Raw genomic sequence first — 23,987 nt, forward strand, 5'->3', positions numbered from 1 at the left:
TGAAAAGTGCATCAATTTCAGCCATCAATGACGCTCTTTCTGACCGCCCGCAAAAGGAACATCGAGTCGTGACCAAAACGCTGCAAGCAATCGGCCTGATGAGTGGCACCTCCATGGACGGAATCGATGTTGCCCTTGTCACCACGGATGGCGAGGCATTGGTAGAGCGCGGCCCGTTTCTGGCGGTCGCCTATGACGATGCATTTCGCCAGCGGCTGAAGCAGGGGTTGGAGGATGCCAAGGCGATCACCGACCGCCGTCAGCGCCCAGAAAGCCTGGCCGCGCTGGAGAGGGAGTTGACGCTGCGTCATGCGGAGGCGGTCAAGGCCTTCCTGATGCAGAAAGGGCTTCGCGCCCGCGATATCGATGTCATCGGCTTTCATGGACAGACGGTGCTGCACAGGCCGGATCAGGCTTTGACAGTGCAGCTTGGCGATGGCGCGCTGCTGGCCCGCGAAACCGGTATTGATGTTGTCTACGATATGCGAGCCAACGATATGGTGCGTGGCGGGCAGGGCGCTCCGCTGGTGCCTGCCTATCATGCCGCGCTGGCTGGCGGATTGGGAGCGGAACGCCTTCCGGCCTGTTTCGTCAATATCGGCGGCATTTCCAACCTGACCTATATCGGTGCTGACGGCGAAATCGCAGCCTTTGACAGTGGTCCCGGCAATACCTTGATTGACCAATGGGTCGAGACCCATACCGGCCTTGCTTTCGATGCCGGAGGCGGGATTGCTGCCAAGGGCAGGGTGGTGAAGGCGTTGGCGGATCGATATCTCGGTCATGGTTTTTTCAACTCCAATCTGCGCCGCTCACTGGACCGCAATGACTTCATTCCACCCAAGGCTGGGGATATCAGCCTTGAAGATGGTGCTCGCACGCTGGCGCATGTGGCGGCGGTATCGATTTTCGCCTCCGCGAGGCATTTGCCGCAAAAGCCGAAGACCTATGTGATCTGCGGCGGTGGCCGGTTGAATGCGGTTATCATGGCGGATTTGCACGACATGGCGGCGCGGGAAGGGGCTGATATCGTCAATGCCGATGATCTGGCGCTTGATGGTGATGCGATGGAGGCGGAGGCCTGGGCCTATCTGGCGGTACGATCATTGAAAGGTCTGCCACTGACCTTTCCCGGCACGACCGGCGTGCGTCAGGCCGTGTCGGGCGGTGTCCATCAGATGCCGCTGGTCTGCGAGACGGAGCGGCTTTTGCTGACCCCATGGCGGGCGGGTGACGAGACATTGCTGTCCGACCTGCATTCCACCCCGGAAACCAGCCGCTTTGTTAGCACGGGAGCGCCCTGGAGCCTGCCCTATGCGGCTGAGCGCATCGATGGCTGGATGGATGACTATGAGGCAGGCGGCATTGGCAAACTCAAGCTGATTGCACGCGACGATGGCCGCTTCATCGGACGTGCCGGTTTCTCATGGTCGAAGGACAGTGGGCATTACGAATTGGGCTATTCCATTTGCCAGAGTGAATGGGGCAAGGGCTTTGCAACGGAAATCGCTGATGGTTTGAAGCACTGGTTCTTTGAGCAAGGCATCGGGACCGCCTTCATCGCCTTTGCCCATATCGACAATACCGCCTCGCAGGCCGTGCTGCGCAAGATCGGCCTTACGGAGACGGAGCAGCGCGAATACAAAGGTCGGCCTTTTCAATTTTTTGAATGCGTGGTGCCTGAGTAACCGGAGGCATGTGACCGCTGAAAATACCCGTCCTCAACATGAACAACAGGATCAGATTGCGTTCATCTTGGTTCGCTTAATCTCCAGCCATCGTTTCCAGTGAAACGCATCAGGAGATAGAAGATGAAGAAATTTTTGGTCGCATGTCTGATCGGTCTGGGAAGCATCACAGCAACGGCTGCGCCGTCTCTGGCGGATGATGTCAGGGTTATGGTGTATGATCGCGGTCATAATCCTGATCGCTACTACAGCCGTGACGATCGCCGTCCGCATCATCGCAATTTCGAGCGGCGTCATCACGCCTACCGCGATAACTGCCGGACCAAAAAGGTCAAGTTCCGTCATCATGGCCGCTGGGTCTACAAGACCACCACTGTTTGCCGTTAAGCCAATCAGCTTGAACTCGATAGAAAAAAAGCCGGATCAGAAATGATCCGGCTTTATAATGTCAGCTATTCAGCTGGAATATGGCTCCCCGGGCCGGATTCGAACCGGCGACCTGTCGATTAACAGTCGAATGCTCTACCGCTGAGCTACCAGGGAATGTACCGTTTGAAGCGGTGTGAACCGCGTCCGTTGGTGTGAGTGGGCTTCTACTCAGGCTTTGATGGTTTGCCAAGTCCCTTTTTGAAAAAAAAGTGCCTCTTGTTTTGTTTTCCCCTCTTTCCCATCTGATGTCTGTGGGAAAACTGGCCTCAAGCGGCCTTGAAGGACGACCGTGACGGAAAAGAAAACCAAGACCTATCATATGGATACCGAGAAGGGCCGCCTGCATCTGGGGCGTTTCAACCTGCCGATCCCGCAGTCTCGCGGCGGGCGGATCACGGTTGGCAGCCTTCTGGTGGTTGGCGGCTGCCTGGGCTTTCTACCCGTGCTTGGCTTCTGGATGGTGCCGCTTGGCGTGTTGGTCCTATCCCACGATGTTGCGCCAGTTCGGCGGTTTCGCCGAAGGGCCGGGCTGAAATTTGCCAGGGCGCAAAAAAATGGTTGGAAACTGGGGCGCAAACGTCGGCCCCATATGCAGCGGTGAGGGGTCAGAACTCGTTTGTTCAGGCGAAATAACGCCGCTTCGGTTCCACGGCCTGGGTGCCCTGTACGGCGGGAATCGTTTGCAGGACGCGCTTGGCGGGCAGGATGGCAATCACTTCCGTCCCTTCGCGCAGTTTTGATTTCAGCTTGAATTCGCCGCCATGCTTGGCAAGGATCGCCTGGACGATGGGAAGGCCGAGGCCCGTCCCCTGTTCGGCGCTCTTGATGGCGATGGAGCCTTGGCCGAAGGCAGAGAGCACCACGGGGATTTCCTCTTCGGCGATGCCGGGACCATTGTCTTTGATGGAGACATATTGCCCGCCGCCGACTGTCCAGCCGACCTTGACGAGGATTTCTCCGCCCGGCGGCGTGAATTTCACGGCATTTGACAAGAGGTTCAGCACCACTTGCCGAAGCGCTTTTTCATCGGCCCAAAGGGCGGGCAGGTTGATCTCATATTGCTGGGATATCTTGATGTCCTTGGCCTTGGCGCGCAATTGCACCATGCCGACGCAGTCCTCGGCGACTTCAAGCAACGAGATCGATTCTTCCGAAAGATCGTATTTTCCAGCCTCGATTCGGGACAGATCGAGGATTTCGTTGATCAGATTGAGCAGGTGCTGGCCGGATCTGTGAATATCGCCGGAATATTCCCGGTAAAGCGGATTGTTGAGCGGTCCCAGCACTTCCTGGGCCATGACCTCGGAAAAGCCGAGAATGGCATTCAATGGTGTGCGCAACTCATGCGACATCGATGCGAGAAAACGCGATTTTGCCATGTTGGCTTCTTCCGCCCGGCGGCGGGCCTCATCCGACATGGATTTGGCCACTTCCAGCTCGGCGATCAGGTCGTCCTTCTCGCTCTGGAAGGATATCAGCTTGAGGTTGGAGACATAGAGCCTGCCGGTGATATAGATGAAGAACAGCACGGACACGGTAAAGGCCAAAGCCAGCGTCGCGTCATCGACACGCTGCGAGAAAAACGCCTGGGCGGAAAGCGCAATGATCGGTGGGGTAAACGCATAGAGTACGGCCTGACGCAGCAGTATATTGGTCATGGCCGTGGTGCAGAGCACCACCAGCAGCACGGAGCCTTTCACCAGCAGGTCGCTTGTCGGGCCGCATGCATCGCAGGTCTGGAAGGTAAAGGCCGCCCAGCAGCATCCCATGGCCAGATGCCCGGCCAACAGCACATGGCGCCAATGTTCCTGGCGATGGGTGACCGGAATGCGCTTGGCAGCCTTGCGGATGAGCAGAATGTTCAGGGCGTGAATGCTCAGCGTCAGCAGCGCCCAGAGGATATAAATTGGGCTTCCCGACAGGTAGGCCGTCAGGCCCGCGGTCAATATCGTGATGAAGGGTGTGATGGCCGCGCCCTGCAGGCTGGCCTGGGTATGCATGGACAGCAGGTCTTTTTCGAAAGCCGGTGTGCCGCCATGGGTGGAATGCAGGCGTTCTCTGGTCACGCGCAAGGCTTTTGCCGTCGCCTTGTTGCGGTGGCTACGCGATAGGTCGACAATATTCTTGTCAGTAGAGTTTGAAACGCCGTTACCCATGATGTGGTTGCATTTTTTCCGCGGTCCGTCTCAGACTAGCCATGAAGTCTTAAGAGTTACTTTCTGGAAAGGTTTTATTTGCCATTCTCGGATACCGGCTGTTATTGAAAAGGGCCAGATTGTGTCACGCATGCATCGGATCATTGCTGCCGCCTTCGTCTGCCTGGTCATCGGCACGATGATTGCCGCCGCCTTCTGGCCCCGCAAGGTGCCGTCTTTCGATGGCCCTTTCGTGATTGCCGATGGTGAAACATTGGTGACAAATGGTCAACGCCTGCAACTCAAAGGCCTTGATTCACCCGAAATTGGTCAGCGGTGCCGGGGCGAGGATGGCGTGGTCCAGCTTTGCGGTGCGCAGGCGCGATTCGGTCTGGCCCAGCGTATGGCTCAGGCTGGCGTCCTCTGCCAGGGGTCGGACCGCATCGACAACGACCGTATTCTTGTGACCTGTAATGTCATGGGCCGCGATGTCGGCGCCGAGATGGTTCGCTCCGGTCTTGTTTTGAATGCGGGCGGCTATGAGAATGAGGAAAAGCAGGCCCAGGCCGACAAAGTGGGGCTTTGGGCAGGCGCGTTCGACCGACCGGAAGAATGGCGAAGGCTGCATCCTCGCAATGATATTATCCGCAGGCAGGACGAAAATTGACCGTGAGCTTGCCGAGGGATCTCCGAGGATTGCGCGCCGCCATTCACGCCTGCCGGATCTGTCGAGATTGTCCGACGCAGGTAACGGCCCTGCCGCATGAGCCCAGGCCCGTTGTTGTCCTGTCGTCGACAGCCCGCATTCTGATTGCCGGGCAGGCACCGGGCAAGCGGGTGCATGAAACCGGACTGCCTTTCAATGATGCCTCCGGCGATCGGCTGCGGCAATGGCTGGGCGTGGACCGAGAGGCGTTTTACGATAGCGGCAACTTTGCCATCCTGCCGATGGGTTTCTGCTTTCCGGGATACGACGCCAGCGGCTACGACCTGCCGCCCCGGCGCGAATGCGCGCCGCATTGGCGGGAAGCGGCCATGGAGGTCATGCCTCAAGTGGAACTGGTGCTTGCCATCGGCCAATATGCGCAACGCTGGCATATGGGCGACCTGCGAAAACCAACCTTGCATGCCACGGTGGAAAGCTGGCGCGAATCGTTTTTTACCAACCGTCCAGGTCCGAAGATTTTGCCGCTGCCGCATCCCAGCTGGCGAAACAGCGGTTGGCTGCGCCGCAATCCGTGGTTTGAGGCGGAATTGCTACCTGTGTTGAAAAAGCAAGTGGATCACTGTCTGCGGTGAAAGCATTTTGCTTTCGTTTGCTCCAAATTGCGCTATACCGGAAAAAAATTTCAATGGTGTCGCTCATGGATCGTCTGGACCGTAAAATTCTGCGTATTTTGCAGGAGGATTCCACTCTTGCCGTTGCTGACCTCGCCAAGAAGGTCGGTCTTTCTACTACGCCCTGTTGGCGGCGTATCCAGAAGATGGAAGAAGATGGCGTGATCAAGCGCCGTGTAGCGCTGCTTGATCCGGTCAAGGTCAATACCAAGGTGACGGTGTTCGTCTCGGTGCGCACCAATACCCATTCGATTGAATGGCTGAAGCGCTTTTCCGAAGTGGTGGGGGAATTTCCCGAAGTGGTGGAATTCTATCGCATGAGTGGTGACGTCGATTATCTGCTGCGGGTCGTAGTGCCTGACATCGGTGCCTATGATGCCTTTTACAAGCGGCTGATCGCCAAGATCGAGATTCGCGACGTATCCTCTGCCTTCGCCATGGAGCAGATCAAATACACGACCGAATTGCCGCTTGATTATATGATGCTCGATAATAACAAATCGGGTGAGGAATAAGGGTTGGGGAGCCTGACAGACAGGCTCCCTCGAACTTGTTATTTTTCCAGCCGGGCCAGCAGGGATGATGTGTCCCAGCGATTGCCTCCAAGCTTCTGCACGTCCCCATAGAACTGATCGACGAGAGCTGTAAGCGGCAGGGTGGCACCATTGGTCTTGGCTTCGTTCAGCACGATGCCCAGATCCTTGCGCATCCAATCGACGGCAAAGCCGAAATCATATTTGCCGACGGCCATGGTCTTGTGGCGGTTTTCCATCTGCCAGGAGCCAGCAGCGCCCTTGGCAATCACCTCGATGACTTTTTCGATGTCGAGACCGGCCCGCTTGCCGAAATGCACGCCTTCAGCCAACCCCTGCACGATACCGGCAATGCAGATCTGGTTGATCATCTTGGTCAACTGGCCGGAACCCGCTGGCCCCATCAGTCCGATCATTCGTGCATAGGCGTCGATCACCGGGCGGGCCTGTTCGAACACCGGCTCGTCTCCACCGCACATTACCGTCAGCACACCGTTTTCCGCTCCAGCCTGGCCGCCAGACACTGGCGCATCGATGAAGCCGAGGTCTTTGGCTTTCGCAGCCTCATAAAGTTCACGGGCCACGTCCGCTGAGGCGGTGGTATTGTCGATCAAGATCGCACCGGCTTTCATGCCAGCGAAAACGCCATCGGCGCCAATGGTGACGGCACGCAGATCATCGTCATTGCCGACGCAGGTGAAGACGAAATCAGCACCCTTCGCAGCCTCGGCTGGTGTCAGCCCCAGCGCCCCGCCATACTGGGCTACCCAGCTTTCGGCCTTGGCCGTGGTGCGGTTATAGACCGTCACATCATGGCCGCCCTTCGCCTTCAGGTGTCCGGCCATGGGATAGCCCATGACGCCCAATCCGATGAATGCCACCTTGGCCATGTTTTAAGACTCCTTTGCTTATTGCGTGCGGCAAGAGGTATCGCAGCCCGTCCTGTAGGAAAAGGTATTTTTGGGCGAAACCATCTTCTGATGGCCGCGTGATGGCTCAGGCTTTCAATTCGCGGGCAAGGAATTTCAGGGTTTCGATGACCTTAGCCGTCATGCCCGGCACGCTGATATTGTGTTCGCCATCCTCAACAATAATCAACCGACTGCCCGGCCAGGCCTGATGCAGGTCATAGGCGGTCTTGAGCGGACTGCCGAAATCGAGGCGACCGTGAATCAATATGGCAGGAATGCCGTCCAACAGTTTGATTCCTTGACGAATGTCTCCGTCAGCGAACCAGGCACGATGCGACCAGTAATGGGTGACGAGCCGGGCAAAACACAGCCGAAACCGGGCATCCAACCATCTGGGATGAGGACTATAGTCCGGCTTTACGGCAAGAATGGCAGATTCCCATGCGCACCAGGCACTTGCGGCCTTTTCATGAATCTGTTTGTCAGGATTGATCAGCAGCCGGTGATAGGCCGTAGCAAGGTCGCCGTCTCGTTGATCGTCTGGAAGATGGCTGAGAAAGCGCGCATGTTCTGCAGGAAAAAACTGTCCGACGCCGCGGGTGATCCATTCGATTTCGGCAGCACTTGTCGTAACGACCATGGTTAGCAACAGGCCGAGAACCTGCTCCCGGTGCGCTTGGGCATAGGCGAGCGCCAGCGTCGACCCCCAGGAGCCACCCATCAGCAACCAGCGCTCAATGCCGAGATGGAGGCGTAAGGCTTCGATATCCTCAAGCAGATGCGGCAGCGTGTTGGTGCTGAGATCGACCACCGAATCGCCGGCAAAGGGAAGACTGCGGCCGCAATGGCGCTGGTCGAATTGGACGATGTTATAGTGCGCGGGATCGAAGAATCGCCGTGTGGTTTCTGACAGGCCGGAACCGGGGCCGCCATGCAGAATGAGGGCCGGGATGCCCTTACGGTTGCCGCTGCATTCGAAATAGATCCGGTGGCCGTCGCTGACCGGTAGATGGCCGGTTCGGTAGGGCGGCAAGGGCGGATGAAGATCTGGTCCGGTCATCTCGCCCTCGCTTGGTTTCGATCAGTTCAAGGTTTTCAATTGTGCGATAACCAGATGGCCGGGCGAAGGCTCACCATCCTGCATCCGCACATTGATGTCGGTGACTTCAATGACCTCGAAGCCGGTGGCGGCCAGCCGCTCGCGGATATAGGTCTGGGCATGGACGAAGCGCTGATGCGGGCCGACCTTGTAGGGGACATCTTCGCCCATGGTTTCCGAAGAGAAGATGAAATAGCCGCCCAGCATCAGATTTTCGGACACGCCGAAAAACAGCGGCTCAAGCGCGCCGAGATAGGGCAGAACATCGGTGGCGGTGATCAGGTCGAACAGATCCTCGTCATTGTCCTCCAGGAAGTCCTCGACTTCGGCCACGTAAAGCGTGTCGTAAAGGTCTTTCTCATGGGCGATCTCGACCATGTTTTCCGAAAGATCGATGCCGGTGATGTCGTCCACCATGTCACGCAGGGTGCCGCCGGTCAGGCCGGTGCCGCAGCCGAGATCCAGCAGGCGCTTGAACGGGCCAAGCTTCAGTTCCTGCAAGCGCTGGCGCACGATAACCGGCACGGCGTAGCCAAGCTGCTCAACGAGAATATCCTCGAAATCCTCGGCATGCTGGTCGAACAGCGTTTCCACATAGGCATCGGAGGCACGCGGCGGCGTCTCACCACGGCCAAGCGAGGCAAGGCGGACGGCAGCGCCGCCATGGTCTTCCGGGTCGATTTCCAGAACCTCGTGATAGGCCTTCACCGCAGCGTCGATATCGCCTGCCTTTTCAAGCGCCAAGGCCCGGTTATAAGCCTCGGACAGCTTCTCTTCATCGATTTTCGCCATTGCGTTACCCTCACATCACGCCGCTGCGCACCGGACCGGCGCCTCAGGCTCTGGCGTAAATTTCAATCCAGTCGCATGATCTCGGCCCGGCATTGAAAGTCAATGGGAGGCGCCAAGAACAGGCGTTTGGCGTGAGGGTCTACCGGCTCATGGCGCGTTTGGCAATATTGCCAGCGTGCGCGCCGTGATCGGCTGTCAATGCAGGATGAATTCGCCTTTCAGCGCCCGCCATTCATTGGCGGCAATCAGTTTGCGATGCACATAGCGTACCGAATGCAGCGGTCCATCCAGCTTTTCCTGCCAGAATTTCAGAAAGCCGCGCATTTCCGGAAAATCCGGGGCCAGATCGTAATTCTGCCAGATGAAGGTTTGCAGCAGGTTTTGGTGATCGGGCATGCGGTAGAGAATTTGCGCTGTGGTCATGCCATAGCCCTTTAGCATCATTTCCATATCGGAAGTCATGCCAGATTTATGTGTGTCGTCATTCCTGATGTCAGTGTTCATGGCAACCTCGTTTCGTTCCCATTCTGATCCCGGCGAACAGGTTCACCTGCCCGTCGCGCATCGGTTCGTCCGATACAAGAATGGTTCCATGCGAGGCTTAATCGAGGCTTAACAAAACTGTCATATTCGGTATTTCGAAATAAAAATCATATAGTTAGCAGCATGTTGCGTTGAGTGCTGCCAGATTTTATCATCGTTTGAGATGGCGCGTCAGCCGTGTCTCGATGGCGGCCCAGCCATGGCGCAGGATCTCGACAATGGCGAGATAGAAGATCGCCGCCCAGAGATAGGTCTGGTAGTCGAAGGTGCGCGAGAAGGCGTAGCGGGTCTCGCCCATCATATCGAGAACGGTGATGATCGACAGGATGGCCGAGCCCTTGACCATCAGGATGATTTCATTGCCATAGGGCCGGAGCGCGACGATCAGCGCCTGCGGCAGAATGATTTTCCAGAAGGTGACGGTGCGCGGCAGGCCCAGCGAAGCGGCACCTTCATGCTGGCCGCGTCCAACGCTGCGGATCGCGCCGCGCAGGATCTCTGCCTGATAGGCTGCCGTGTTCAGCGACAATGCCAGCAAGCCGCAATACCAGGCGTCGCGGAAGAACCACCAGAGACCGACAGCCTCGAATTCTGCCCGGAACCCGCCCAGGCCGTAATAGACCAGAAACACCTGCGCCAGCAGCGGCGTACCGCGAAAAACATAGACATAGGCATAGGTCGCGGCATTGGCCAGACGGTTTTTCGACATCCGCCCAAAGGCGATCGGGATAGAGAGGACCGCGCCTGCGGCAATCGAGATGGCGACGATGCTGAGCGTCGTCCCAAGGCCCGAAAGAAAACGCGGGCCGTATTTGACGAATTTCTCCTGGTCCCAATTGCCGATCATCATCGCCAGCAGGCCAAGGCCAAGCAATCCCCAGACCAGCAGCAAGGAACCGCCCAACACCCTGCCAGGGGTAACGCGATGCTCATGTCTTGGCGGGGCAGGGCGCGGCGGGATCAGTTCGAGGCTGTGGCTCATCGGTTCGCCCCCGACTGTTTCGTCCAGTTTTCGATATAGCCGACGGCGATGGAGGAGAGGATTGCCAGCACCAGATAAAGCGCACAGGCAATCGTATAAAACAGGAAGGCTTCCTTGGTGACACGGGCGGCAATACCGGTCTGGCGGATAATATCGGAAAGGCCGATGACCGAGACCAGCGCGGTATCCTTCAAAAGGTTCATCCAAAGATTGACAATGCCGGGCAGGGCGATGCGTATCAATTGAGGCACGATCACCAGCAACATGGTTTTGGTGCGCGACAGGCCGATGGCAAAGCCCGCCTCATATTGACCGGAGGGAATGGCCCGGAAGGCCGATTGCAGCACCTCGGCGCAATAGGAGGAAAACACCAGGGCCAGCGCGATCATGCCCGCGAAAAAGGCGTTGATTTCAATCCGCTCCTCAAAGCCCATGGAGGCGAGGACGGCTTGGATCAGGATCTGTGAGCCGTAATAGACGATGAACAGCGTCAGGAGTTCGGGCAGGCCGCGAAAGATCGTCGTGTAGATTGCTGCGGCCTGGCGCAGCATGCGCTCGCTGCTTTGGGTGGCAAGGGCCATCAGGAAGCCGATCAGCAGGCCGAAAGGCAGCGTGGCTGCGGCCAGCGTGACTGTTACCTTGAAGCCGAAACCGATTTCGTCGCCCCAGCCCGCGTCGCCGCAGGCCAGAAGTGTCCCGGATGCAAACCAGGTGAAGATCCCGGCGCTGCCGCAAAAGGGATCGAAAATCTGCGAAACGAGCGCCCAGAAGGCGTCGAGCGCGGAAGCAAGTCCGCCCATTTAGCCAATTCCCCTTGCGGTCTTTGCCGCATGTTTTTGTTTTGTCTGTTGTGCGTGATCCGGGTAGGCCCGGATCACGCCGTCTTAAACCGATTTATTTGTCGCCGTAAACGTCAAAATCGAAATATTTGGCATTGATCTTCTGGTAGGTGCCATTGGCGCGAATAGCGGCGATGGCCTTGGTGAAGCGGTCAGCCAGAGCGGTTTCGCCCTTGCGAACGGCAATGCCAGCACCCTCGCCGTTGATCACAGGATCGATTGGCAGTGGCGTCAGGATCTTGCAGCAGGTGCCCGCATCGCTTTTGATCCATTGCGTCAGCACCACGACATCGTCGATGACAGCATCGATACGGCCATTGGTGATGTCCAGCTTGTATTCGTCGGCTGTCGGGTAAAGCTTCAGCTGCGAATCAGGCATATGCTTTTCGGCATAATTGGCATGGGATGTGGAGGTTTGCGCGCCGATGGTCTTGCCCTTCAGGTCTTCGACGCTCTTGGCAGGCGAATCCTTCGGCACGGCGATGGCTGGAGGAGTATTGTAGTATTTCTTGGAGAAATCCACCTTTTCCAGACGCTCGGGGGTGATCGACATCGACGCGACGATGGCGTCGAATTTCTTCGCCTGCAAGGCCGGGATGATACCGTCCCAATCATTGGTCTTGAAGGTGCATGTCACCTTCATTTCTTCGCAAAGCGCCTTGGCGATATCGATGTCGAAACCGGTCAGCGAACCGTCGGCTTCCAGGCTGTTGAAGGGCGGATAGGCGCCTTCCGTACCGATAACGAGCTTTTCTTCAGCCATGGCGCCACCGGCAAACAATGACAGGGCAGTAAGGGAGGCGGCGGCCAGAAAACGGGTCGAGATACGCATGAGATCCTCTCTGTTGGTTGCCATGTGGGATGGGAATGTCCCGCTGGCGCAGGTGCCGGCCATTTCTTTGAATTTTCGCCGGAACGTTTCGCCAGTTTTTCCGTTTTTGCGGAAATTGCAACTGCTAATGCTAGCCACTCCCCGCCTCATATCGTGAACATGCTATTCACCCTTCGTTCATTCCAATCCAGCCATCTTCCTGCCTAGAATCCGGCGCGTAAAAGCACGTCGTTAAAGAATCGAATTCAAGAACAACGAGGCAAAATGCCTCAACTGCGAGGAAAACCCATGGCAGTACAATCCAGGATAACGGCATCGGTGCTGATTGCACTTGCAAATCTCGTTGCCGCACCATCCTTTGCCGTCTCTTATACTTCCGACACTCTCGCACAAGGCCAGGATATTGCCGGCCGGATGCGGGCTATGTCGGCTGGCACAACACTTGACGGTCACGGGATCGTGCTGATGGCCCAGGCCGAGCCGCCGCCGGAAGAGCTGCCGAAGCAGAAAAAGAAGGGGCCGCCGGAAGAAGGCAAGCCGGGTGAGGAGCGCCCACCTGAGGCCGCAAAACCGCCGAAAGAAGAGAAACGCCCTGAAGCGCCACCCGCTCGCAACGAAGCCCCGCCGCCTGCCCGAGAAGAAGCGCCTGCTCAACAGACCAGGCCAAAGCCTCCGGCAGCAATGGAAGCTCCTTCCGCTGAGCCGCCACCGCAGAAAAAACATGAAAAGCCGATGGAGCCAGCGATAGAGCCACAAAAGGCTCCCCCGCCGCCGAAAATGGCTGAGCCTCCAGCTGAACCGCAAGAAAAACCGGTGAAGCCGAAGAAGAACGAAGCTCAGCCGCCTATGCCTCCTGCCGGTGAGCCGAAAGGCGCACCTACGCCGCCCGTTGGTGATCGCAGCATCGTACCTCAGCCTGGTACGCCGCAGCCCGGTACGCCAAAGGGCGAAGCGCAGCCCGTGAAACCGGAAGACCAGAGACCGGCTGGCAAGAAGCCCGTTGCGAACCCTGCTGCTCAAAATCCGGCTGAACAAGTTCCGGCTGGAAAAGCCCCGGAAGGCCAGAAGCGTCCAAATCCGCAAGCGGAAGGTCAAGCCCCAGTAGGTCAAGCACCGGTAGGCCAACCACAGGAAGGCCAAAAGCCGCAAGCTCCACGGCCAGCCGAACCGGAACCGCAAGCCAAGCCCGAACCCAAAACGACACCTGAACCTCAAGTAAAGCCGGTTGCGCCTAACGCGCCCGCTGAGCCCCCTTCGGGCAATCCGCCAGCAGGCAAGCCTCCAGCGCCTCCGGTAGCCGAGCCGCCGTTGCCGGGTGGGCCGAAGCCGCCTGCCGAGGCGCCGGGCGCACCGAAGGCGCCGCAACCGCCCGTTCAGCCTGGCACGCCTGCCGCACCACGCGCCGATGCTCCAATGCCACCACCGCCCGGTCCCGGCAATGATGAGGCTGGTAAGCCTCGCCCGGCGCTGTTGCCGCCAATGAACGCCACACAGTCTCGTGAGCAAGGTGGTCTTCCTGGCCAAGGCGGAAAGGGCGGGGCTCCTGGTCTGGGTGGTCAAGCCGGGCAGAATGGACAGCCGGGTCAGCCTGGACAACCCGGTCGGCCGGGAGCTCAGGGAGCTCCGGGAGCGCCTGATAATGCCGTGAGTGATCAGCAATTGCGTCCGCAATTGCCACCGCAGGAACAGGCACCGTTTACGCCGAAGGAATTGCAGCGTCTGCGGGCTTTGGCTGACAAGCCGTCGCAGACCGATGAAACTATCATCCTGCCGGTGGATCGCGGTGCGCCCGTGCTCGACAGCGACAAGGATAATAACTGGCGTCGTGGCATGTCCGAAGATCAGTTGCGCCGTCTGCGTCAGCAGGCCGATGACCAGGATCGCTACGCTATCCCCGAAAGCGATGCTCAGGCTCAACAGGACTATTACGGCAACCGTCCGCGCCCGGATATCCGCATCGAATCCATCGATCAATATCAGGGCCGCCGTCTGCGCGATCAGCCGCAATTCACCTACCCTGACGATGTCCGCGTCGAGCGCAGCTTCGACGATGACCGCGAGGTGATGGATTACGGTGGCCAGATCGTCATCCGCAGCGACGACAACCGCCGCTTTGCCCAATATGGCCGCCCGCCTGTTTATGAGCAGGTGGATCACCAGCGTGTCCGCATCACCGTCTTCAAGGAAAACGGCGATCGGATTGTCAGCCTGCGCAATCGCTATGGCCAGTTGATCCAGAGGTCGCGCATCGATGTCAATGGCGAGGAATACGTGCTGTTCTACTCGCCGGACCTCTACAGCGCCGACGACGACCGGCGCGTTGCCTACCGTGATCCGGGTGCGGATCTGCCCCCGATGCGCCTGCGGGTACCCCTCAATGACTATATTATCGATGTCGGCAGTTCGCCTGACCGCGATTATTACAAGTTCATGGAGCAGCCGCCGGTAGAACCCGTCGAGCGTGTCTATACGATTGACGAGGTTCGCAATTCCGCCCGTATCCGCGACAAGATGCGCCGTATCGACCTCGATACCGTGACGTTTGCGACTGGTAGCGCCGATATTTCCATGAACCAGGCTGGCACGTTGAAGAAGGTTGCGGATGCGATCTTGCGGGTGTTGAAGGACGATCCGGGCGAAACCTTCCTGATCGAGGGCCATACCGATGCAGTCGGTTCGGCTGAGTCAAACCTGGTGCTGTCAGACCGCAGAGCTGAGTCGGTCGCCAATGTCCTGACCCAGGTTTACGGTATTCCACCGGAAAACATGATCACGCAGGGCTATGGCGAGCAGTTCCTCAAGGTGATGACCTATGGGCCGGAACAGCAGAACCGACGCGTCACCGTCCGCCGTGTCACCCCGTTGGTGCGGCCCGTGCAGGCGGCGCGCTGATAACACTCGGATATCATCAATGCCGCCGGAGCGATCCGGCGGCATTTTTATTTGCAAAGACCGGTAGCCGAGGCGATGAAATCAGCAATTGCCGTTGTGTCGTCAAGATCGAAGACCGGCAGATCTGTGTCGGTTATGTGATGATCGGCAGCGATTGCGACGATATGCTGATCATCAGGGGCAAGTGGCGCACCATTTCTTGCGTCCAGACGCCGCGCCTCGATTTTCGGGATTGCCTCGCGTTTATAACCTTCGATCAGCACCAGATCGCAGGGTGTCAGCCGGTGCAAAATGTCATTGAGGCCAGGTTCGGGGCTTCCCCGCAGCTCATGCATGATGGCAAAGCGTGTGCCGGAGACAATGGCGACTTCCGCCGCACCGGCCTGACGATGCCGGTGGCTGTCGGCACCGGGCTTGTCGATATCGAAATCATGATGGGCGTGTTTGACCGTGGAAATCCTGAACCCACGCTGCGTGAATTCGGCCACCAGCCGCTCGGTCAGCCCCGTCTTGCCTGAATTCTTCCAGCCGGAAATGCCGAATACCCTTTGAGGAACGCGATCATTTGATGTCATGAGGCAGGGCCTTGAGATAGATTTCCGCCCGGGCCAGATCATCCGGGCTGTTGACGTTGAAAAATGGATCAAGCGGGCCGTGCGTGGTTTCAATGGCCTGAAATTCGACCTCGATACACTGTTGATCCTGAACAAAATACATGAGCTTGCGATTATCTGGCGTGTTCAACCAATCCTCGATTGTCTCCTTCAACGCGACCGGCCAGAGGCCGATGACCGGGTGAACCCGCCCAAGCGAACGCGCCAGCACGACGGTTTTGTCGTTGGCTGCCATGGACAGCAGACGCTGCGTCATATCCGCCGGTAGGAAGGGCGTATCGATGGGAGCGACCAGCACATGGCTGGAGGATGAGACCTGCCGTGCAAATTCCATGGCGCGGGCAATACCTGCCAACGGCCCGGCGTAACCGAGGATCTTGTCGCTGATCCGGGGTAGATGGGTGACGAAGGTGGGTTGGTTGCTGTTGACGGCGAGGTTGCCGACCTGTGGTGACAGCCGGTTTGCAACATGGTCCAGCAGAGTAAGGCCTGCCATAACAGTGGTTGCCTTATCCGCGCCCATGCGGCGCGACAGTCCACCGGCCAGAATGACGCCGGGAAGGTCGGTTGGTGTTGCCGTGGCTCCCATGGCGTTCCCTAGTTTCAAACCGCTAGCGCGCTGGCATCGCGGATTTTCCGCAGCCGTTCACGGTGGAACGTATAAAGGCCCGATCCGACCACGACGGCCATGCCCAGCAGCATCCAGGGGTCCGGCCATTCATGAAACACCAGAATGCCAAGGCCGATGGCCCAGAGCAGGCCCGAATAGCGGAAGGGTGCGATGAAGGAAATGTCTGCGGTGCGCATGGCGAGAATGATGCATTGATAGCCAATGAACATCAAGATAGCGGCACAGACCAGTACCCCGAAAGACGGGAGGGATAGTGGCTGCCAGCCACCCTGGAACGGGATGAGCGCCGCCCCGGCCAGCGCGTTTCCGGCAGCGGTCATCAGCGTGATGACGATGGACGGCGTTGCCCTGTCGATCCGTGTCGTCACCAGATCACGGGTTGCGGCGAAAAACACGCTGCCCAGCACGTAGAGTGCCGACAGGGTAAAGCCTGCCGGACCGGGTCGAATGATGATCATAACCCCGATAAAGCCAGCGATAATGGCAAGCCAGCGTCGCCAGCCGACCGGCTCGCGCAGAAACACCGCAGCACCTAACGTGACGGCCAACGGTAGTGATTGCAGGATGGAGGCGGCATTGGCGAGCGGGATGGCAGACAGTGCCGTGAGATAGGTGATCGAGGCCAGAATCTCACACAGCACGCGGGTCATGATCAGCGGATTGCCGAGCAGTTTCGGGGACATCACGGCGCGGGCCTGACGGGCAATGCCATAAACCAGAAGCGTGGTCAGCGCGCCGCGCACCAGCATGATCTGTCCAACGCTCATCACCTCGGTCAGCGATTTCGACAGGGCGTCGTTGATGGTGAAGCCAGCCATGGCCGCCGCCATGAACAGTGCGCCCTTCATGTTTCTGGTCAGCACCATCGAGTAAAAGCTTTCCAAACAGTCCACCCGGCCACTTTGCCCGGAGTTAGATGCGGTGTTCTATCCAGAAAACCAATAGATGCAAAGGTTTGAAAATACCTGTTAACCGCCGGTAACACTCATATGGCGCGATACGGCGGGGCGACGGGTGGTGCGGTCGATGATGAAATCATGGCCCTTGGGCTTGCGCAGGATTGCCTCATCAATGGCCGAAGACAGCAGTGCGTCATCCTCGCTGGACCGCAAGGCGGCCCGAAGATCCGCCGCATCGTTCTGACCGAGACACATATAAAGCGTGCCGGTGCAGGTGAGGCGAACGCGGTTGCAGCTCTCGCAGAAATTATGGGTGAGAGGGGTGATCAATCCCAGCCTGCCGCCGGTTTCCTCGACGCGGAGATAACGGGCAGGGCCGCCAGTCTGATAGTCGAGATCCTGGAGGGTAAAATGCTCTCCCAATCCTTGCCGAACCTCCGAAAGCGGCAAATAGCGGTCGGTGCGGTCCTCGTCGATCTCGCCCATCGGCATGGTTTCGATCAGCGTCAGATCCATGCCCCGGCCATGGGCAAAACGCATCAGATCGGGAAGTTCGTCCTCGTTGAAACCCTTCAGGGCAACCGCATTGATCTTGACGTGAATGCCAGCCGCCTGGGCCGCATCGATACCTTTCATGACCTGCGCAAGGTCTCCCCAGCGGGTGATGGTGCGGAATTTCTGCGCGTCCAGCGTATCCAGCGAGACATTGATGCGGCGCACTCCCGCGTCGGCCAGTTCGGCTGCGTGGCGGGCGAGCTGCGACCCATTGGTGGTCAGCGTCAGTTCCTCAAGCGCGCCGCTTTGCAAGTGACGTGACAGGCTGCGGACCAGGAACATGATATTCTTGCGCACCAGCGGCTCACCACCGGTCAGGCGCAGCTTGCGCACGCCCTTGGCGATGAAGGCACTACAGAGCCGGTCCAGTTCCTCCAGTGTCAGCAGGTCTTTTTTCGGCAAAAAACTCATGTTTTCCGCCATGCAATAGGTGCAGCGGAAATCGCACCGATCCGTCACCGACACCCGAAGATAGGTCACGGCCCGACCGAAAGGATCGATCATTTTGTTTGGCATCTGCGCTGGCTGTAGACCGGTATGGGCCTGCAAGGAATGATTTTCCTGCAAGTTTGGCGCCGGCTGGTGCAGGCGGGGGGCATAATCCAAGCGAACCTCCATGATTGCTCACTAATCTGGTGCGCGCATTGCGATCCGTCAAGCAAGGCAACAGGCTGGACGACTGGAATATGTTGGATCGCACTGAATCGGGTGATACAGCATCAGACCGAAAAGTGCGAAGCGGTTTTCGGATCATCTGATGCGAAGAGGAAAATGATCAGACCGAAAAGTGCGAAGCGGTTTGCTCGGATTGTGTTGCATACGGTACTTTAAAATATGACAGGGAGAATGTGGTGAGCGAAGTTTGGCCGAAGGAAATCAGGGTGTCACCGGATCGGCGGCTTTTGACGCTGGTTTTCGATAATGGGGAAAGCATCAGTTTGGCGGCGGAAATGCTCCGGGTGCTTTCGCCGTCCGCAGAGGTGCAGGGCCATGGGCCGGGGCAGAAGATCACTGTGCCCGGCAAGCGCAATGTGACGATTGCCAAGCTTATTCCGACCGGTAATTATGCGGTACGGATCGGTTTTGACGATGGTCACGATACCGGCATCTTCACCTGGGCCTATCTGCGTGAGCTTGGGCAGAGTGGTGAGACGAAGTTTGGGGAGTATCTGCGCGACGTCGAGGCAAAGGGCCTGTCGCGCGATAAGCTTTAGGTGCTTTTTATACCAGCTCTCACCCCTTGTAGATCAGCCAGCCCTTGGCGAAATCCTTGCGCATGCCCGGTTCAAACGGCCTGCTGCAATTGCGCCCGGCATTCTTTGCGCAGTAAAGGGCGATATCGCTGCGGCTATAAAGTTCGCCGGGGTCCTGGCAATTGGCCGCCAGGGCAAAGCCGATGGAGACCGTGACCGGACCGTAATTGACGCCGGTGCGGGAGTTGCGAAACAGGGTGTTTTCCAGATTGGTGCGGATGCGTTCACACAGCCCGAACACTTCGGTATCCGGCATGCCCTCAACGATGATGGCGAATTCCTCACCGCCCGCCCGTGCCACGAAGGCATCACGCGGTGCATTGGCACGGATGACGCCAGCAACGGTTGCCAGGATCTTGTCGCCAACCGGATGGCCGAATGTATCGTTTATCTTCTTGAAATGGTCGATATCGATCAGCATGAGCGACGTTGTCGTCAGTGTCGAGGGATAGTTGAACAGACCAGCCATCCGCTCATCGAAGGCGCGGCGATTGGCAAGCCGGGTCAACGAATCGGTGTTGGCGATCCGCTTATATTCGTCCAGTTCACGCCGCACGGCATCCATTTCAACGGATTTCTGGGTAAAGCTCTCGGCAGTCTTTTCGCCATGGGCCAGGGTATCGTCTGTTGCCCGCGTCAAGAGTGCGATGGCATTGCGCAGCAACTCGACACTGCCGCTGCTCTTGGCATTGATGCGTGAGCAGGTCTCATCCAGCAGCTTGTTATAGGTCTCGAGCGAACTTTGCTCCTGCTTCATCAGGCGCAGCAGATTGTCCAGTTCCGAAACCAGCCTTGAATGGGCATTTTCGATAATGCGGTTGGAATTGTGGCCGAAAAATTCCTCGGCAATCCGGTCGAGGTCATCTTGGGTGGCACGGCTTCCAAGAGCGGTGACCCTGCGGGTCAGAACCGGGTTGGACCCAATATAGGCCTCATAGAACAGCTCGTAATTTCTTGGCAGCGGCGAAATGCCCATAGAGCGCATCGCAAAGGAAATTTGCGTTGCGATATCGAGCCCCTGCGATCGCGCCAATGTTGCGGTGTTCATCCTGCTAGCCCCATCCGATAATCCCCACTCAGGATTAGGGCTGAATGGTGAGCAAATATTTAAAACAATAAGTAAAGAACGCCGGTAATTGTAAAATTGATATTTATTATATGAAAATCCACAGTAAACTATCGTAGTGCACGTGCAAAGCCAAATTGTTGCCTTTGCACGTGGATTAAACGATCAGAGGTTGAATTCCTGGAAGAAATCGTTCCCCTTGTCGTCAGTGACGATGAAGGCCGGAAAGTTTTCGACCTCGATCTTCCAGACGGCTTCCATGCCCAGTTCCGGATATTCCAGCACTTCAACATGGCGGATACAGTCCTGGGCAAGCCGGGCTGCCGGGCCACCGATGGAGCCGAGGTAGAAACCACCATGGGTCTTGCAGGCTTCACGTACGGCGCGTGAGCGGTTGCCCTTGGCCAGCATGACCATCGAACCGCCAAACGACTGGAACTGGTCCACATAGCTATCCATGCGGCCAGCCGTTGTCGGCCCGAAGGAGCCGGAGGCAAAGCCTTCCGGTGTCTTGGCGGGACCGGCATAATAGACCGGATGGTTTTTCATGTAATCCGGCATGCCTTCGCCGTTTTCCAGCCGTTCGCGGATCTTGGAATGCGCCAGATCGCGGGCGACGATGATCGTGCCGGTCAGCGACAGCCGGGTCTTGACGGGATGCTTGGTCAGTTCGGCCAGGATGGCGCTCATTGGCTGGTTGAGGTCGATGCTGACCGTGGAGGAGGAGAGGGCGGCCTCATCGATGTCAGGCATATATTTCGACGGATCGGTTTCCAACTGCTCGATAAAGATCCCGTCGCGGGTAATCTTGCCCATCGCCTGACGGTCGGCGGAACAGGAGACACCAAGGCCAATCGGCAGCGAAGCGCCATGGCGCGGCAGCCGGATGACCCGCACGTCATGACAGAAATATTTGCCGCCGAACTGGGCGCCGACGCCGAGCGATTGCGTCAGCTTGTGGATTTCCTGTTCCATCTCGATGTCGCGGAAAGCATGGCCGCTTTCGGAGCCTTCGGTGGGCAGGCCATCGAGGTAACGGGCCGAAGCGAGCTTCACCGTTTTCAGGTTCATTTCCGCCGAAAGCCCGCCGATGACGATCGCCAGATGGTAGGGGGGACAGGCTGCCGTGCCGAGCGACAGGATCTTGTCCTTCAGGAAATCGATCATCCGGTCATGGGTGAGCAGCGAAGGCGTGCCCTGGTAGAGGAAGGTCTTGTTGGCCGAACCGCCGCCCTTGGCCATGAACAGGAATTTATAGGCATCCTCGCCCTCTTCATAGAGGTCGATCTGGGCGGGCAGGTTGGTCTTGGTGTTCTTTTCCTCAAACATCTTCAAGGGTGCCAGCTGCGAATAGCGCAGGTTACGCTTTTCATAAGCATCGCGCACGCCATGGGCCAAGGCCTCATAATCGCCGCCATCCGTCCAGACGCGGCGGCCCTTCTTGCCCATGACGATGGCGGTGCCGGTATCCTGGCACATCGGCAGAACACCCCCTGCGGCGATATTGGCATTTTTCAGCAGGTCATAGGCCACGAAACGGTCATTGTCGGTGGCTTCCGGGTCCTGGAGAATGGAGGCCAATTGCTTGAGATGGCCCGGACGCAGCAGGTGGTTGATGTCGGAAAGCGCGGTTTCGGCCAGAAGCCGCAGGCCCTCCGGATCAACGGTCAGGATTTCCTGGCCCTTGAAGGTTTCGACCGAGACGTAATCGGCGGTCAGTTTGCGGTAGGGAGTCGTGTCTTCGCCAAGGGGAAAGAGATCGTCAGCCATCGAAGGAGCCTTTTTGCCAAACGGATTTTCGGCATTTGGTCTAGTTCGGCGACAAGCGCTTTGCAAATGATTCTAAAGTGGAGAGTGCGATGCAACATTTAACGTGAGAGAATAGATTTTCTATTCGTTTATTATGCTGTTATCGCGGGCGCGCGAACGCGGCTCTGCGATAGGCTTGTGAGGTTAAATGGATCAGCGGCTTCTCGACCAAATTACCGACGTCTTGAATGATGGTGCGTTGAATTACACCGTGTTCTTGAGGCTTTTCGAGATGCCTTTGGATGACCCGCTCGAAAAACAACTTATTATAAAAGCGTTGTTGGGTCCTAAGGCAACGCTCGACGACATTAAGAAAATTGACAAAGCGTTGGTGTGGCCCATCCTGAAAGATCGGTTGTTCTTCCGGGGTGATGAGGCTTCCGGTCCTGACGCGCTTGTGTTGAAATCGCAACATCTGGTCGCCCTTATGGATGAACTGGAAAGTCAGGTCGGTGATCTGATCGATGCGGCACAGACAATTGACTTGTTTCAGTTGCAGGATGGCCACCCGGCATATCCCGTCTTCTGGGATTTTGCATTTCTGTTTTTATCGGCGTCGAACGCATCGATCCTGATCGGGTCAACCTCTGACTGATGCTGTCGATGCGATAGAACGGCAATACTGAACTTTCGCCTTAACCTGGGTCTATCCCGGAAATAGAGTGCCCTCAGGCGTTGAAATCTGAGGGCACCTACGGATTTAATTAGATTCAAAGGAGGCGGTGACGGATCACTTCGGCCCGATCATCAATTCCGGCCGGACATACTGGTCAAATTCCTCGTTGGTCAGATAGCCGCCGCCCACGGCTTCCTCACGCAATGTCGTGCCGTTCTTGTGAGCGGTTTTAGCGATCTTGGCGCAGGCGTCGTAGCCGAGCTTGCTGTTCAGCGCCGTGACCAGCATCAGTGAGTTTTCGACGCCCTTCCTGATATTGTCTTCGCGGGCCTCGATGCCAACAACGCAATTGTCGGTGAAGGAGACCGCTGCGTCGCCGAGCAGTTGCACCGATTGCAGGAAATTATAGGCCATCATCGGGTTATAGACATTCAGCTCGAAATGGCCCTGGCTACCCGCAAAGGTGAGAGCGGCATTGTTGCCGAAGATATGGGCGCAGACCTGGGTCATCGCTTCCGACTGGGTCGGATTGACCTTGCCGGGCATGATCGAGGAGCCGGGTTCGTTTTCCGGCAGGGCCAGTTCGCCGAGACCGGCGCGCGGGCCGGAGCCGAGGAAGCGGATATCGTTGGCGATCTTGAAGCAGGCCGCCGCAGCCGCATTGATCGCCCCATGAGCAAACACCATGGCGTCATGGGCGGCCAGCGCCTCGAACTTGTTGGGTGCGGTGACGAAGGGTAGGCCGGTAATCGCGGCAATCTCTTCGGCAACCTTTTCGGCAAAGCCGATGGGGGCATTCAGCCCGGTGCCGACAGCGGTGCCGCCTTGCGCCAGCTCATAAAGGCCGGGAAGTGTCAGCTCGATCCGCTTGATGGAGGAGGCGACCTGTGCGGCATAGCCGGAAAATTCCTGGCCCAGCGTCAGCGGCGTCGCGTCCTGGGTATGGGTGCGACCGATCTTGATGATATGGTCAAAAGCCTTGGCCTTGGCATCCAGTGCCGCATGCAGATGCTTCAAGCCGGGGATCAGATGATGCACGACATATTCGGCTGCCGCGATATGCATGGCGGTCGGATAGGTGTCGTTGGACGACTGGCTCATGTTGACGTGGTCGTTGGGATGAACAGGCTTTTTCGAACCCATCACCCCGCCCAGCATTTCAATCGCCCGGTTGGAGATCACTTCGTTGGCATTCATGTTGGACTGCGTGCCGGAGCCGGTCTGCCAGACCACTAGCGGGAAGTGATCGTTGAGCTTGCCGTCGATCACCTCCTGTGCGGCCTTGATGATTGCTTCACCGAGCGTCGAGTCCAGCCCGCCGAGCGCCATATTGGCGCGGGCCGCCGCCTGCTTGACGATGCCGAGGGCACGCACCACCGGCAGGGGCTGCTTTTCCCAGCCGATCTTGAAATTGCCGAGTGAGCGCTGCGCCTGCGCGCCCCAATATCGATCGCTGGCAACCTCAATAGGGCCAAATGTATCAGTTTCGGTACGAGTAGCGGTCATGATCTGTCTCCAACTGATGGTCTGA

24 protein-coding genes, 1 tRNA gene and 1 pseudogene are annotated in these 23,987 nt (G+C 57.7%); 10 read left to right on the forward strand and 16 right to left on the reverse strand.

Going from position 1 to position 23,987, the window contains the following annotated elements; translation table 11 throughout:
- Positions 1 to 68 precede the first annotated feature (68 nt).
- From AVCG78_RS05860 to AVCG78_RS05870, 3 genes and pseudogenes are all read left to right on the forward strand, one after another.
- Positions 69 to 1,169, forward strand: a pseudogene (locus tag AVCG78_RS05860) (anhydro-N-acetylmuramic acid kinase); the annotation flags it as partial.
- A 9-nt stretch (positions 1,170 to 1,178) separates the two neighbouring features.
- Complete coding sequence (locus tag AVCG78_RS05865) at positions 1,179 to 1,688, forward strand: GNAT family N-acetyltransferase (protein ID WP_234665118.1); 510 nt, start codon at positions 1,179 to 1,181, stop codon at positions 1,686 to 1,688.
- Positions 1,689 to 1,811: 123 nt separating this feature from the next.
- Positions 1,812 to 2,075 (forward strand): hypothetical protein, encoded by a 264-nt coding sequence (locus AVCG78_RS05870; RefSeq protein WP_070164587.1) that lies wholly within the window; start codon positions 1,812 to 1,814, stop codon positions 2,073 to 2,075.
- Between the two features lie 81 nt (positions 2,076 to 2,156).
- Here AVCG78_RS05870 and AVCG78_RS05875 read toward each other — a convergent pair.
- Positions 2,157 to 2,231: transfer RNA gene (locus AVCG78_RS05875), tRNA-Asn, on the reverse strand.
- 175 nt (positions 2,232 to 2,406) lie between these two features.
- On the opposite strand from AVCG78_RS05875, the gene AVCG78_RS05880 reads away from it, so the two are divergent.
- Entirely contained in the window at positions 2,407 to 2,718 is a 312-nt protein-coding gene (locus AVCG78_RS05880; protein WP_139190284.1) for a hypothetical protein, read from the forward strand.
- 19 nt (positions 2,719 to 2,737) lie between these two features.
- Here the strand turns inward: AVCG78_RS05880 and AVCG78_RS05885 are convergent, their stop codons facing one another.
- Complete coding sequence (locus AVCG78_RS05885) at positions 2,738 to 4,273, reverse strand: sensor histidine kinase (protein WP_071206736.1); 1,536 nt, start codon at positions 4,271 to 4,273, stop codon at positions 2,738 to 2,740.
- A 130-nt stretch (positions 4,274 to 4,403) separates the two neighbouring features.
- Between AVCG78_RS05885 and AVCG78_RS05890 the strand changes: the two genes are divergently transcribed.
- The 3 genes from AVCG78_RS05890 (at position 4,404) to AVCG78_RS05900 (ending at position 6,105) form a co-directional block, all read left to right on the forward strand.
- A complete protein-coding gene (locus tag AVCG78_RS05890) occupies positions 4,404 to 4,919 on the forward strand; it encodes a thermonuclease family protein (RefSeq protein ID WP_071206735.1) in 516 nt (171 codons plus the stop codon).
- Positions 4,916 to 5,551 (forward strand): uracil-DNA glycosylase family protein, encoded by a 636-nt coding sequence (locus AVCG78_RS05895; protein ID WP_081355479.1) that lies wholly within the window; start codon positions 4,916 to 4,918, stop codon positions 5,549 to 5,551. Before AVCG78_RS05890 ends, AVCG78_RS05895 begins: the two co-directional genes overlap by 4 nt.
- Before the next feature lie 65 nt (positions 5,552 to 5,616).
- Positions 5,617 to 6,105, forward strand: a complete 489-nt coding sequence (locus AVCG78_RS05900) for an Lrp/AsnC family transcriptional regulator (RefSeq protein WP_071206766.1) — start codon at positions 5,617 to 5,619, stop codon at positions 6,103 to 6,105.
- Positions 6,106 to 6,143: 38 nt separating this feature from the next.
- Here AVCG78_RS05900 and AVCG78_RS05905 read toward each other — a convergent pair whose 3' ends face one another.
- The 7 genes from AVCG78_RS05905 to AVCG78_RS05935 form a co-directional block, all read right to left on the reverse strand.
- Positions 6,144 to 7,013: an NAD(P)-dependent oxidoreductase gene (locus AVCG78_RS05905; protein WP_071206734.1), complete on the reverse strand. Its 870-nt coding sequence runs from the start codon at positions 7,011 to 7,013 to the stop codon at positions 6,144 to 6,146.
- A gap of 106 nt (positions 7,014 to 7,119) precedes the next feature.
- Complete coding sequence (gene pip / locus AVCG78_RS05910; protein ID WP_071206733.1) at positions 7,120 to 8,094, reverse strand: prolyl aminopeptidase; 975 nt, start codon at positions 8,092 to 8,094, stop codon at positions 7,120 to 7,122.
- Between the two features lie 21 nt (positions 8,095 to 8,115).
- A complete protein-coding gene (locus tag AVCG78_RS05915; RefSeq protein ID WP_070150923.1) occupies positions 8,116 to 8,925 on the reverse strand; it encodes a methyltransferase domain-containing protein in 810 nt (269 codons plus the stop codon).
- Between the two features lie 195 nt (positions 8,926 to 9,120).
- Entirely contained in the window at positions 9,121 to 9,387 is a 267-nt protein-coding gene (locus AVCG78_RS05920) for an usg protein (RefSeq protein WP_041696536.1), read from the reverse strand.
- Positions 9,388 to 9,619: 232 nt separating this feature from the next.
- Complete coding sequence (locus tag AVCG78_RS05925; protein ID WP_015915892.1) at positions 9,620 to 10,450, reverse strand: ABC transporter permease; 831 nt, start codon at positions 10,448 to 10,450, stop codon at positions 9,620 to 9,622.
- A complete protein-coding gene (locus AVCG78_RS05930) occupies positions 10,447 to 11,250 on the reverse strand; it encodes an ABC transporter permease (RefSeq protein WP_015915893.1) in 804 nt (267 codons plus the stop codon). Before AVCG78_RS05930 ends, AVCG78_RS05925 begins: the two co-directional genes overlap by 4 nt.
- 94 nt (positions 11,251 to 11,344) lie before the next feature.
- Positions 11,345 to 12,121: an ABC transporter substrate-binding protein gene (locus AVCG78_RS05935; protein ID WP_071206765.1), complete on the reverse strand. Its 777-nt coding sequence runs from the start codon at positions 12,119 to 12,121 to the stop codon at positions 11,345 to 11,347.
- Between the two features lie 288 nt (positions 12,122 to 12,409).
- Between AVCG78_RS05935 and AVCG78_RS05940 the strand changes: the two genes are divergently transcribed.
- A complete protein-coding gene (locus tag AVCG78_RS05940) occupies positions 12,410 to 15,013 on the forward strand; it encodes an OmpA family protein (RefSeq protein WP_071585094.1) in 2,604 nt (867 codons plus the stop codon).
- Positions 15,014 to 15,060: 47 nt separating this feature from the next.
- Here the strand turns inward: AVCG78_RS05940 and mobB are convergent, their stop codons facing one another.
- From mobB to moaA, 4 genes are all read right to left on the reverse strand, one after another.
- Positions 15,061 to 15,588 (reverse strand): molybdopterin-guanine dinucleotide biosynthesis protein B, encoded by a 528-nt coding sequence (gene mobB / locus AVCG78_RS05945; RefSeq protein ID WP_071206731.1) that lies wholly within the window; start codon positions 15,586 to 15,588, stop codon positions 15,061 to 15,063.
- Positions 15,575 to 16,216, reverse strand: a complete 642-nt coding sequence (gene mobA, locus AVCG78_RS05950) for a molybdenum cofactor guanylyltransferase MobA (protein ID WP_071206730.1) — start codon at positions 16,214 to 16,216, stop codon at positions 15,575 to 15,577. Before mobA ends, mobB begins: the two co-directional genes overlap by 14 nt.
- A gap of 14 nt (positions 16,217 to 16,230) precedes the next feature.
- Positions 16,231 to 17,124 (reverse strand): DMT family transporter, encoded by an 894-nt coding sequence (locus AVCG78_RS05955; protein WP_071206729.1) that lies wholly within the window; start codon positions 17,122 to 17,124, stop codon positions 16,231 to 16,233.
- A 102-nt stretch (positions 17,125 to 17,226) separates the two neighbouring features.
- Positions 17,227 to 18,216 (reverse strand): GTP 3',8-cyclase MoaA, encoded by a 990-nt coding sequence (moaA, locus tag AVCG78_RS05960; protein ID WP_234902110.1) that lies wholly within the window; start codon positions 18,214 to 18,216, stop codon positions 17,227 to 17,229.
- Positions 18,217 to 18,560: 344 nt separating this feature from the next.
- Here moaA and AVCG78_RS05965 point away from each other — a divergent pair, with 344 nt between their 5' ends.
- Complete coding sequence (locus AVCG78_RS05965; protein WP_015915900.1) at positions 18,561 to 18,926, forward strand: gamma-butyrobetaine hydroxylase-like domain-containing protein; 366 nt, start codon at positions 18,561 to 18,563, stop codon at positions 18,924 to 18,926.
- A gap of 19 nt (positions 18,927 to 18,945) precedes the next feature.
- Here the strand turns inward: AVCG78_RS05965 and AVCG78_RS05970 are convergent, their stop codons facing one another.
- Positions 18,946 to 20,013, reverse strand: coding sequence for a GGDEF domain-containing protein (locus AVCG78_RS05970; protein WP_071206728.1), 1,068 nt, complete (start codon positions 20,011 to 20,013; stop codon positions 18,946 to 18,948).
- A 183-nt stretch (positions 20,014 to 20,196) separates the two neighbouring features.
- Positions 20,197 to 21,801, reverse strand: a complete 1,605-nt coding sequence (locus AVCG78_RS05975; protein ID WP_071585095.1) for a fumarate hydratase — start codon at positions 21,799 to 21,801, stop codon at positions 20,197 to 20,199.
- Between the two features lie 187 nt (positions 21,802 to 21,988).
- On the opposite strand from AVCG78_RS05975, the gene AVCG78_RS05980 reads away from it, so the two are divergent.
- Positions 21,989 to 22,435 (forward strand): hypothetical protein, encoded by a 447-nt coding sequence (locus tag AVCG78_RS05980; RefSeq protein WP_071206726.1) that lies wholly within the window; start codon positions 21,989 to 21,991, stop codon positions 22,433 to 22,435.
- A 135-nt stretch (positions 22,436 to 22,570) separates the two neighbouring features.
- Here AVCG78_RS05980 and fumC read toward each other — a convergent pair whose 3' ends face one another.
- Positions 22,571 to 23,962, reverse strand: coding sequence for a class II fumarate hydratase (gene fumC / locus AVCG78_RS05985; RefSeq protein ID WP_071206725.1), 1,392 nt, complete (start codon positions 23,960 to 23,962; stop codon positions 22,571 to 22,573).
- Positions 23,963 to 23,987 lie beyond the last annotated feature (25 nt).

The sequence above is a fragment of the Gillisella vitis genome, from assembly GCF_021559775.1.
In the GTDB taxonomy this organism is placed as follows: Bacteria; Pseudomonadota; Alphaproteobacteria; order Rhizobiales; family Rhizobiaceae; genus Allorhizobium; species Allorhizobium ampelinum.